Genomic DNA, 10,003 nt, shown 5'->3' on the forward strand with positions numbered 1-10,003 from the left:
CTCCGAGGACCGGAAACTGGCGCCGACTCGGCAGGGGTGGACCGGAAACTGGCGCCGACTCGGCAGGGGTGGACCGGAAACTGGCGCCGACTCGGCAGGGGTGGACCGGAAACTGGCGCCGACTCGGCAGGGGTGGACCGCAAACTGGCGCCGACTCGGCAGGGGTGGACCGGAAACTGGCGCCGACTCGGCGTGGTGACCGGTGGGTGGGAGGATCAGGTGGTGCCCCCCTCCGCGCTGCCCTCCGGCGAGCCCGTGCCCGAGGACGGATCGCTGCCGGAGTCGGCGCTGGCGCATCTGGGGGAGCGGGGGTTCGGGTTCTACGTGCACGTGCCGTTCTGCACGGTGCGGTGCGGCTACTGCGACTTCAACACCTACACCGCCGAGGAGCTGGGTCCGGCCGGCGGTGCGCCCGGAGCGAGCCGGACGACGTACGCGGAGGCGGCGATCGAGGAGGTACGCCGGGCGCGGCGGGTGCTAGGGGCCGCGGACGTCCCGGTGCGGACCGTGTTCTTCGGCGGCGGCACCCCGACGCTGCTCAGCCCCGCCGACCTGGGCGCCGTCGTCGCGGCGATCGCCGGCGAGTTCGGGCTGGCCGACGACGCCGAGGTGACCACGGAGGCCAACCCGGACAGTGTCGCGCTGTGGGACCTCGAGGCGCTGCGGGCGGCCGGGTTCACCCGGGTGTCGTTCGGCATGCAGTCGGCGGTCGACCACGTCCTGCGGGTGCTCGACCGCACCCACGACCCGCTGCGGGTCCCGGCCGTCGTCGACTGGGCGCGCCAGGCCGGCTTCGAGCAGGTCAGCCTGGACCTGATCTACGGCACGCCGGGGGAGTCGCGCGCCGACTGGGCGACCAGCGTCGAGGCCGCGCTCGCGTGCCACCCCGACCACGTGTCGGCGTACTCGCTCATCGTCGAGGACGGCACCGCGCTGGCCCGCCGGGTCAAGCGCGGCGAGCTGCCGATGCCGGACGAGGACGACCTCGCCGACAAGTACGTCCTGGTCGACGACCGCCTCGCCGCCGCCGGGATGGAGTGGTACGAGGTCTCGAACTGGGCGCGCGACGAGGAGAGCCGCTGTCGGCACAACCTGCTCTACTGGACCGGCGGCGACTGGTGGGGTGTGGGGCCCGGCGCGCACTCCCACGTGGGTGGGGTGCGGTGGTGGAACGTCAAGCATCCGGCGGCGTACGCCGACCGCCTCGCCGCCGGCGTCAGCCCGGGCCACGGGCGCGAGGTGCTCGACGACGAGAGCCGCCGCGTGGAGCGGGTGCTCCTCGAGCTCCGGCTGCGCGACGGGCTGTCGATCGAGGTGCTCGATCCGGACGGTCGCGCGGCCGTCGCGGACCTGGCCGAGCGCGGTCTGCTCCTCGTCCAGCAGGGCCGGCTGGTCCTCACCCGGCACGGCCGGTTGCTCGCCGACGCGGTCGTGCGCGATCTGCTGCCGTGAGGGTCCGCGCGGTCCTAGGGTGAAGCCATGACCACCGGCCCCGAGAACCAGGATCCGCACCAGCAACCGGAGGGGCAGCCCGAAGGAGCGTCGGCGCCCCCGCCGTACGGCAGCCCGGCCCCGCCGCCCCCCGGCGCCACGCCGCCGCCCTACGGCGAGCAGGCACCCCCGCCCTACGGCGAGCAGGCCCCGCCGCCCTACGGCGAGCAGGCAGCCCCGCCGCCGTACGGGCAGCCCTATCAGCAGCCCAGCGGTTACCCGCCGCCGCCGGTCGGCGGCGCGCCCTACGGGGCCGGCCCGGGAGCGCCGTACGGCGTGCACCCGGTCACCGGGATCCCGTACTCCGACAAGTCCAAGCTGGTCGCGGGCCTGCTGCAGATCCTGATCCCGCTCGGCATCGGCCGCTTCTACATCGGCGACACCAAGACCGGGGTGTGGCAGCTCGTCGTGACGGTGCTGACCTGCGGCATCGGCGCGCTGTGGCCGTTCATCGACGGCATCATCATGCTGGCCACCGACAGCACCGACGTGCAGGGCCGCCCGCTGCGCAGCTGAGACGACGCGGCCGTCAGGCCGTCACGTGATCGATCAGCTCCTCGACCCGGCCCAGCAGGGCCGGGTCGAGGTCGTTGTAGGAGGTGACCCGGCCGAGGATGTGCTGCCAGGCGCGGGCGATGTCGGCCTGGTCGCGGTGCGGCCAACCCAGGTGCTGGCACACGCCCTTCTTCCACTCGATGCTCCGCGGCACGTCGGGCCAGCGGGTCAGGCCGAGCCGGTCGGGCTTGACCGCGGCCCAGATGTCGATGAACGGGTGGCCGACGATCAGCACGTGCTGTCCGGTGGGCGACTTCGCGATCGCCTCGGCGATCCGGCTCTCCTTGGACCCGGGGACCAGGTGGTCGACCAGGACGCCGACCTTGCGCTGGGGGCCGGGCCGGAAGTCGCGCAGGTGGTCGGCGAGGTCGTCGACGCCGCCGAGGTACTCCACGACCACGCCCTCGATGCGCAGGTCGTCGCCCCAGACCTTCTCGACGAGCTCGGCGTCGTGGCGGCCCTCGACGAAGATCCGGCTCGCCCGCGCGACCCGGGCCCGGGCGCCGGGCACGGCCACGGATCCCGATGCGGTGCGGGTCGGCCGGGCGGGCGCGCCGCCGCGCACCGGCGGCACCAGGATCACCGGCCGCCCCTCGAGCAGGAACCCCGGCCCGAGGGGGAAGGTACGGCGCTTGCCGCGACGGTCCTCCAGGGTCAGCGTGCCGAGGTCGCGGTCGACGGCCACGATCTCGCCGCACCAGTCGGTGGTGACCTCCTCGACCACGGCACCCAGCTCGGCGGGCGCCTCGGTGGCGCGGCCGCGCTTGGGCGCGCGCCAGTCGGTGGCGAGGACGTCGGATCCGTAGCGATCGGTCACCCGCGCCAGGCTAGGCGCGGGCACCGACAGCGCCGAGGGGGCGCGCCGTCAGTCCTCGGAGTGACCCTCGTCGCCCTCGGCGTCACCGGGAGCGTCGCCCTCGGACTCCTCCGGCGTCTTCCCGCCGTGCATGTCGAGCTCCTCCGGCGACTTCGGGTCGTCCTCGTCGGTGAGCGGCTTCGCGAGCGGGTTGTCGTCGGTGGGCCGCAGGTCCTCCGGCAGCAGGTCGTCGGTGATGCCCTCGGTCGGCTCGTCGTCGCGGGTGCTCATGACCACGACGTACCCGCAGCTGGTCTCGATACGCCCGTCGCGTGGCTACTCGACCTGGCTGCTGGGTCCGAGCCGGCGCAAGCGCCGGCTCGGGCGTACCCGCAAATGGTCTCGATACGCCCGTCGCGGCCTCGTCCCTCGGCCGCGGGGCTACTCGACCTGGCTGCTGGGTCCGAGCCGGCGCAAGCGCCGGCTCGGGCAGCTCACACGAGCGGCAACCGCTTCTGGCTGCGGGGCAGCTGCTCGTAGCCGCGGCGTACGGCGGCGGCCAGGTCCTCGCGCGGGTAGGGCCACTGGCCGACCTCGAGGGCCTGGTCGAGCGGCACGCCGCGGGCGGCGAGGTCGCGGATGGTCTCGGCGACCACGCCGATGGTGTCGCGCTGCTCCTCGACGAAGTCGCGGTCCACCGGGGCGCCGTGGCCGGGGACGACCACCGAGGCGGGCGTGGTGAGCGCCAGCACGACGTCGAGGCTCAGGGGCCAGTCCAACGGGTAGCAGTCGTCACCGAAGCCGGGCACGCCGTTGGTCAGGGCGGACTCCTCCACCAGGTCCCCGGCGAGCATGACGTCGGCGTCCGGCACGCGCACGACCAGGTCGCCGGCGGTGTGCCCACGGCCGGGGTGGATCAGCTCGACCATCCGTTCGCCCAGGTGGAGCGCGCGCACCGAGGAGAACGTCGTGTCCGCGGGGACGATCTCGGTCTCCAGCACCTCGGTCGCGTGCGGGTCCTCGGGTGCCTCGGCGTAGCGCTGCTTGAGCCGCTCCCCGGACGCCACCGTGCGCACGGCGGCGGTCTCGTGGGCGTAGAGCGGCAGAGCGGCGCCGTACGCCGCCCGCAGCTCGCCGTTGCCGAGGGTGTGGTCGAAGTGCTCGTGGGTGTTGACGACCCCGACGACCTCGCCGGCGCCGAGCCGCCGGATGTCCTCGATGACCGCGCGGGCGGCCCGCGCCGAGGCGTTGGTGTCGACGACGAGCAGCCCGTCGGTGCCGCCCACCAGGGTGACGTTGACGTCGAACCACTCGTAGCGGGCGACCCAGACCCGGTCGGCGACCTCTTGGAATCCTGCGGTGAGTGCCACCGGCTCACCCTAGGTGACGCGCCCCGTCACGATGTGCGGTGGTGGCGGCTCCTAGTAGTCTTGGCACTCAGGACTTTCGAGTGCCAGCGTGGCCGGGACGCGGACGAGAGGAGGCGAGGCGGGTGCAGGAGGAGCGCAGGCTCGCCGTGCTCCGCGCGATCGTGGAGGACTACGTCGCCACCGAGGAGCCGGTCGGCTCCAAGGCCCTGGTCGAGCGGCACGGGCTCGGGGTGTCGCCGGCGACGGTCCGCAACGACATGGCGGCCCTGGAGGACGAGGGTTACATCACCCAGCCGCACACCAGCGCCGGCCGGGTCCCGACCGACAAGGGCTACCGGCTGTTCGTGGACCGGCTGACGACGATCAAGCCGATGAGCGCCGCGGAGAAGCGGGCGATCGCGTCGATCCTCGACGGCGCCATCGACCTCGACGACGTCGTCCAGCGCTCGGTGCGGCTGCTGGCCCAGCTGACCCGTCAGGTCGCCGTCGTGCAGTACCCCACGCTGTCGCGCTCGACCGTGCGCCACGTCGAGCTGGTGGCCCTCACACCCACCCGGCTGCTGGTCGTCTTGATCCTCAGCACCGGCCGGGTCGAGCAACGGCTCGTCGAGCTCGCCGCCGAGCTCCCCGACGAGGACCTGGCCGAGCTGCGCAGCACCGTCAACCGCGCGGCCATCGGCGAGGTGATCGCCGACGCCGTGACCGCCCTGCGCGCCCTGGTGCCGGTCGAGGACGCCACGACCCCTCCGACTCCCACCGGCGCCGTGGTGGAGGTGCTCGTGGACGCCATGTCCGACCACCGCTCCGACGAGCGGATCGCGGTCGGCGGCGCGGCCAACCTGGCGCGCTTCGGCGACAGCTTCGACTCGGCCGTCCGGCCGCTGCTCGAGGCGCTCGAGGAGCACGTCGTGCTGCTCAAGCTGCTCGGCGAGGCCACCACCGGCGAGGTCCTCACCGTCCGGATCGGCCATGAGGGCCCCTACCAGGAGCTCTCGTCCACGAGCGTCGTGGCGACCGGCTACGGCCCCGGCGACGAGGCGTTCGCGCGCCTGGGGATCGTCGGACCGACCCGCATGGACTACCCGGGCTCGATGGCCGCGGTGCGCGCGGTGGCGCGCTACGTGTCGCGGATCCTCGACGAGGCCTGAGCCCCGACCCCCAGCAACCACAGAAGGAACCACGTTGAGTCAGGACCTGTACGAGCTTCTCGGTGTCGGCCGCGACGCGGACGCCGACGCCATCAAGAAGGCCTACCGGCGACTGGCCCGCCAGTACCACCCCGACGTCAACCCCGATCCGGAGGCCCAGGAGCGCTTCAAGGAGATCTCGCTGGCCTACGAGGTGCTCTCCGACCCGCAGAAGCGCGCGTCGTACGACCGCGGCGGCGACCCGTTCGGCGGCGCCGGCGGCGGCTTCGGGCAGGGGGCCGGCTTCTCGTTCACCGACATCATGGACGCGTTCTTCGGTGGCGGCGCCGCGGGCGCCGGCCGGGGACCGCGGCCTCGCGAGCGGCGCGGCCAGGACGCGCTGATCCGGCTCGAGGTCGAGCTCGCGGAGGCGGCGTTCGGCGTGACCCGTGAGATCAAGGTCGACACCGCGGTGCGCTGCGGCACCTGCCAGGGCGAGGGTACGGCGCCCGGCACGCACCCGATCCCGTGCGAGACCTGCCACGGCGCCGGCGAGGTCGCGCACGTGCAGCGCTCGTTCCTCGGCGAGATCCGCACGCTGCGCCCCTGCCCGGCGTGCCGGGGCTTCGGCACGATCATCCCCGAGCCGTGCCGGGAGTGCTCGGGCGACGGCCGGGTGCGCTCGCGGCGTACCCTCACCGTCCGGATCCCGCCCGGCGTCGACGACGGCACCCGCGTCCAGCTCGCCGGCGAGGGCGAGGTCGGTCCGGGCGGCGGACCGGCCGGCGACCTGTACGTCGAGGTGCACACCGCGCCCCACGAGACGTTCACGCGCCACGGCAACGACCTGCACTGCACGGTGACGCTGCCGATGACGGCCGCGGCCCTCGGCACCACGCTGACGCTGCCGACGCTCGAGGCCGACGTCGCCGCGGACGAGGAGACCGGCTCGGGACTGGAGACCTCCTTCGAGCTCGACGTGCGCCCCGGCACCCAGTCCGGCACCGAGCAGGTGCTCCGCGGTCGCGGCGTCCCCGGCCTGCGCGGCGGCCGCGGCGACCTGGTCGTCACGGTGGTGGTGGAGACCCCGACGCGGCTGGATCCGCGCCAGGAGGAGCTGCTCATCGAGCTCGCCGCGATCCGCGGTGAGGAGGCGCCGACCGGTCAGGTCCGCCCCGGCGCCCGGTCGGTCTTCGGCCGGCTCCGCGACGCGTTCAACGCGCACTGACCGGGGCGCCGATGTCGCTCCCGGTCCATCTGGTGCCCGACCTCGCCGGCGTCGCGGTCGGTGCGCAGGTGACGGTCGAGGGCGACGAGGCGCACCACGCGGTGGCGGTGCGCCGGCTGCGGGTCGGCGAGCAGGTCGTGCTCACCGACGGCGCCGGCACGACCGTGCAGGGGCCGGTCGCCTCGACCGGCAAGCGGGTGCTCGCCGTGACCGTGGAGTCGGTACGCCGGGCCGCTGCCCCCGAGCCGGCCCTGGTCGCAGTGCAGGCCATCCCGAAGGGCGATCGTGGAGAGCTCGCCGTGGAGGTGCTCACCGAGGTCGGGGTCGCCGAGATCGTGCCGTGGGCGGCCGCGCGCAGCGTGGCGGTCTGGAAGGGTGAGCGCGCCGCCAGGTCGCTCGGGCGGTGGCGCGCCACCGCCCGCGAGGCGGCCAAGCAGGCCCGCCGGGCGTGGTTCCCGTCCGTCGCCGAGGTCGCGAGCACGGCCGACGTCGCCGCGCTGGTGTCCGGCGCCGGCCTGGCGGTCGTGCTCCACGAGGACGCGACCGCACCGATGGCCGCGCTCGACGTACCCACCACCGGGCGGATCGTGGTCGTCGTCGGTCCCGAGGGCGGGCTCACCGACGAGGAGGTCGAGGCGTTCGTGGCCGCCGGTGCCGTCTCGGTGCGGTTGGGCGCGGAGGTGCTGCGCACCTCGACCGCCGGCGTCGCCGCCGTGGCCGCGCTGTTGGCGCGGACGCCGCGCTGGCGTTGAGCCGCCCGAGAGTTACGGGCGGGTCGACGTGGGTCAGGTGCTCAGCAGGGCCTCGACTCGGGCGACCTCGTCGTCGAGCTCGGACTGCTCACGACGCGTGAGCGCGCGGAACGTCTCGACCGCCCCGACCCGGTCGCCGTCGCGCCGCCACAGCCCCTCGAGCATGCCGTCGACCAGCACGACCATCCCGGAGCCGCCGTTGGGCCCCATCCAGCGGCGCCGGTTGTCGGGGGTCGCGACGCGGTCGCGCGCGGCGTGGGAGAGCCAGAGGTTGTCGTAGGTGCCCAGGAGGCGGACGGGCGCGGGAGTGTCGGCGTCCGCGACCACGCTGTCGGGCACGTCGTAGAGCGTCTTGCCGGCCTCGTCCTCGTGGCGCACCAGGTCGGCCATGCCGGCGAGCACCGGCCCGAGGCGGGTGACGCCCGACCAGGCGGTGACGTCGGCGGCCGAGGCCGGGCCGAACGCGCGCAGGTAGCGGCGCACGATCCCGGGCACGTCGGGCTCCCGCAGCGGCGCCCCGACCCAGTCGACCAGATCGGCGTAGTCCACGCCGCCACCGCCCTTCCAGGTCCCGCGCGGCGGGCGCTGGACGAGTGGCCGGGCGAACTGCGGCACGACCTCGTCGTGGCTGCGCTGGGCCCGGTCCATCACGGGCTGGGTCCACGGCCGCAGCTCCAGCGCGTCCTCGGGGGTGAGCAGGTGGATCGTGCCGCGCATGGTCAGCAGCCGCACCAGCGAGCGGTCCTCCAGCGCACGGGTGACGGCGTACGGGTCGAACGTCGCGAGTCGCGCGTGCAGCGAGAGGTACGGCGAGAGCGACTCCTGCGCCTGCAGGCCGACCAGGTCGCGGACCACCGTGGCGGGCTCGGCGTCGACCCGTGCCAGCAGGTGCTGGCGGGCCAGGAGCGTGCGGTTCAGCCGGCGGGCGGTGAGCCTCACTCGACGGTGATCGTCTTGGAGTCCTCGGTCGGTCCGGCGCCCTCGCCGCCCGACGGGTCGTCGGTCATCGCGACGAACGTGTAGGTGCCGGGTGCGACGTCGGAGAGGTCGACCTCGGTCTCCCACGGGTAGAGCTTGTCCATCCAGCCCTCGGCGGTGGCGAAGCCCTTCGCCACGACCTTCCCGTCGGAGGACCGGATCTCCCACGGCGTGGTCGCCTCGAACGAGCTCGACACCCCGCTCGCGGTGAACGAGCCGCTCACCGTGGCGCCCTCCACGGGGTCGGTCACGTTGACCAGGGCGCGGACGTCGATCTCGGGCTCGTTGGTGAGCTCGCCGCCGAGGCCGAACAGGTCGGCCGGGGCGCCGTCGAGCTGGATCGACACCGGCGTGCGGGCCTGGGCGATGCCCTGCAGCGTGTAGACCAGCTGCTGCGCGGCGAGCCGGGCGTCGTCCTCGGACATGCCGTCGGGAGCGGTGGTCCAGCTCTCGTCGGGCAGGTCCACGACGATCGGGTCGGCGTCGACCTGAGCGGTGGGCGCGTCTCCGCCCGGGAACAGCGTGCGGTAGTCGGGGTCGAGTGCGTCGCCGGAGGTCAGCAGCGCCAGTGCACCGGCGGCGGGGTCGCCGGCCGGGACCTCCCGGAACTCCCGGTAGAGCCGCGGCCCCTGCGGGGTCTCGCCGACGAAGTAGACGGGCACGGCGACGGTCTCGGACTCCTGACCCTCGGACTCGGAGGGCGCGGGGCTCTCCGAGCCCTGGCCCCGGGTCGAGCCGTTGGCCGGCGTCGGGTCCTCGGCCTTGGCGTCGTCGCTGCCGCACGCGGTGAGCGCCCCGAGGCAGACGGCGGCGGACAGCAGCGCGGCGAGACGGGTCCGGGCATTCATGGCTCCATCCTCTCGGGTCGCGGACGTCAACGGACGATGATCGTGCGCGTGTCGACGAACGGCTCGGCGCCCTCGGCACCGCCCGACGGGTCGTCGGTCATGGCGGCGAACGTGTACTCGCCGGGCTCGAGGCCGGAGACGTCGACGGCGGTCTCCCACGGGTAGAGCCGTCCCTCGAAGCCGGTGGCGGTGGCGAAGCCCTGCTCGACGACCGTGTCGCCGTCGCGGATCTCCCAGGGCACGGTGGCCTCGAACGAGCTCGCGGCACCGCGGGCGGTGAACGTGCCCGTCACCTCGAGCCCCTCGACCGGGTCGTTGATCTGCACCAGGCTCAGCACCTCGAGCGGTGGCGCGTTGGTGAGCGCCTCCGACGTCGGCTGCCCGTACACCTCGTTGATCGGGTTGCCGTCGAGCAGGAACTGCACGGGCACCCGGCCCCCAGCGGCGGCCTGGACGGTGTAGATCACCTGCTCGATCGCCAGACCCGCCTCCTCGCTGCTCATCCCGGCCGGACGGTCGTGCAGTGCGGCGTCGCCGATCTCGACGGTGTAGACATCGCCGCGCGGTTCCCCGGCCGTGAGCGAGCCGGGCTGCCAGGCGGTGCGGTAGTCGGGGTCGTCGGGGGTCTGCTGCAGCGCCTGGAGGGCGGCGGCCAGATCGGCGGGGCCGGCGATCGTCCGCCACTCCCGGAACAGGCGCGGCCCGTGCGGGGTGTCGCCGATGAAGTACGCCGGGACGCTGCGGACGGTCACCGTGGTGGTCGGGCTCGGGTCCGTCGCGTGGCTGTGGTGGGCCGGCCCGGGCGTCGAGTCGCCGCCGTCGTCGTCGAGCACGGCGAAGGCGCCCACGGCCGCGGCC

Annotated in this window: 11 protein-coding genes; 5 read left to right on the forward strand and 6 right to left on the reverse strand. The window is 74.2% G+C overall.

Going from position 1 to position 10,003, the window contains the following annotated elements; translation table 11 throughout:
* The first annotated feature begins 222 nt into the window (after window positions 1-222).
* Together hemW and VGD85_RS09400 are read left to right on the forward strand one after the other, a co-directional pair.
* Window positions 223-1,452 carry a radical SAM family heme chaperone HemW gene (gene hemW, locus VGD85_RS09395; RefSeq protein ID WP_331063190.1) on the forward strand — a complete coding sequence of 410 codons (1,230 nt, stop codon included), beginning with the start codon at window positions 223-225 and terminating at the stop codon, window positions 1,450-1,452.
* Between the two features lie 27 nt (window positions 1,453-1,479).
* A complete protein-coding gene (locus tag VGD85_RS09400) occupies window positions 1,480-2,007 on the forward strand; it encodes a TM2 domain-containing protein (protein WP_331063191.1) in 528 nt (175 codons plus the stop codon).
* A 13-nt stretch (window positions 2,008-2,020) separates the two neighbouring features.
* Here the strand turns inward: VGD85_RS09400 and VGD85_RS09405 are convergent, their stop codons facing one another.
* The 3 genes from VGD85_RS09405 to VGD85_RS09415 all read right to left on the reverse strand — a co-directional run bounded on the left by VGD85_RS09405 (window position 2,021) and on the right by VGD85_RS09415 (window position 4,212).
* A complete protein-coding gene (locus VGD85_RS09405; RefSeq protein ID WP_331063192.1) occupies window positions 2,021-2,863 on the reverse strand; it encodes a DUF3097 domain-containing protein in 843 nt (280 codons plus the stop codon).
* A gap of 48 nt (window positions 2,864-2,911) precedes the next feature.
* Window positions 2,912-3,133: a hypothetical protein gene (locus VGD85_RS09410; protein ID WP_331063193.1), complete on the reverse strand. Its 222-nt coding sequence runs from the start codon at window positions 3,131-3,133 to the stop codon at window positions 2,912-2,914.
* 203 nt (window positions 3,134-3,336) lie between these two features.
* The gene (locus tag VGD85_RS09415) at window positions 3,337-4,212 is read right to left on the reverse strand and encodes an MBL fold metallo-hydrolase (protein WP_331063194.1); all 876 of its coding nucleotides are present in this window, start codon (window positions 4,210-4,212) and stop codon (window positions 3,337-3,339) included.
* A gap of 122 nt (window positions 4,213-4,334) precedes the next feature.
* Here VGD85_RS09415 and hrcA point away from each other — a divergent pair, with 122 nt between their 5' ends.
* From hrcA to VGD85_RS09430, 3 genes are read left to right on the forward strand one after another with little or no spacing between them, the layout of a single operon-like run.
* Window positions 4,335-5,360, forward strand: coding sequence for a heat-inducible transcriptional repressor HrcA (gene hrcA / locus VGD85_RS09420; protein ID WP_331063195.1), 1,026 nt, complete (start codon window positions 4,335-4,337; stop codon window positions 5,358-5,360).
* A 34-nt stretch (window positions 5,361-5,394) separates the two neighbouring features.
* Complete coding sequence (gene dnaJ, locus VGD85_RS09425; protein WP_331063196.1) at window positions 5,395-6,567, forward strand: molecular chaperone DnaJ; 1,173 nt, start codon at window positions 5,395-5,397, stop codon at window positions 6,565-6,567.
* Between the two features lie 11 nt (window positions 6,568-6,578).
* Window positions 6,579-7,319 carry a 16S rRNA (uracil(1498)-N(3))-methyltransferase gene (locus tag VGD85_RS09430; protein ID WP_331063197.1) on the forward strand — a complete coding sequence of 247 codons (741 nt, stop codon included), beginning with the start codon at window positions 6,579-6,581 and terminating at the stop codon, window positions 7,317-7,319.
* A gap of 33 nt (window positions 7,320-7,352) precedes the next feature.
* Here VGD85_RS09430 and VGD85_RS09435 read toward each other — a convergent pair whose 3' ends face one another.
* From VGD85_RS09435 to VGD85_RS09445, 3 genes are all read right to left on the reverse strand, one after another.
* Complete coding sequence (locus tag VGD85_RS09435; RefSeq protein ID WP_331063198.1) at window positions 7,353-8,258, reverse strand: winged helix DNA-binding domain-containing protein; 906 nt, start codon at window positions 8,256-8,258, stop codon at window positions 7,353-7,355.
* The gene (locus VGD85_RS09440) at window positions 8,255-9,145 is read right to left on the reverse strand and encodes a Gmad2 immunoglobulin-like domain-containing protein (RefSeq protein ID WP_331063199.1); all 891 of its coding nucleotides are present in this window, start codon (window positions 9,143-9,145) and stop codon (window positions 8,255-8,257) included. Before VGD85_RS09440 ends, VGD85_RS09435 begins: the two co-directional genes overlap by 4 nt.
* Window positions 9,146-9,171: 26 nt before the next feature.
* Window positions 9,172-10,003, reverse strand: an 832-nt coding sequence (locus VGD85_RS09445) for a Gmad2 immunoglobulin-like domain-containing protein (protein ID WP_331063200.1), incomplete at its 5' end; no start/stop codon positions are given.

The sequence above is a fragment of the Nocardioides sp. genome (genome assembly GCF_036401255.1).
GTDB lineage: Bacteria > Actinomycetota > Actinomycetes > Propionibacteriales > Nocardioidaceae > Nocardioides.

Bases quoted from the DNA above. Each gene is read 5' to 3' on its own strand.
- VGD85_RS09440 (WP_331063199.1), bottom strand. From the start codon at position 9,145: ATGAATGCCCGGACCCGTCTCGCCGCGCTGCTGTCCGCCGCCGTCTGC.
- VGD85_RS09400 (WP_331063191.1), top strand. From the start codon at position 1,480: ATGACCACCGGCCCCGAGAACCAGGATCCGCACCAGCAACCGGAGGGG.
- VGD85_RS09430 (WP_331063197.1), top strand. From the start codon at position 6,579: ATGTCGCTCCCGGTCCATCTGGTGCCCGACCTCGCCGGCGTCGCGGTC.
- VGD85_RS09410 (WP_331063193.1), bottom strand. From the start codon at position 3,133: ATGAGCACCCGCGACGACGAGCCGACCGAGGGCATCACCGACGACCTG.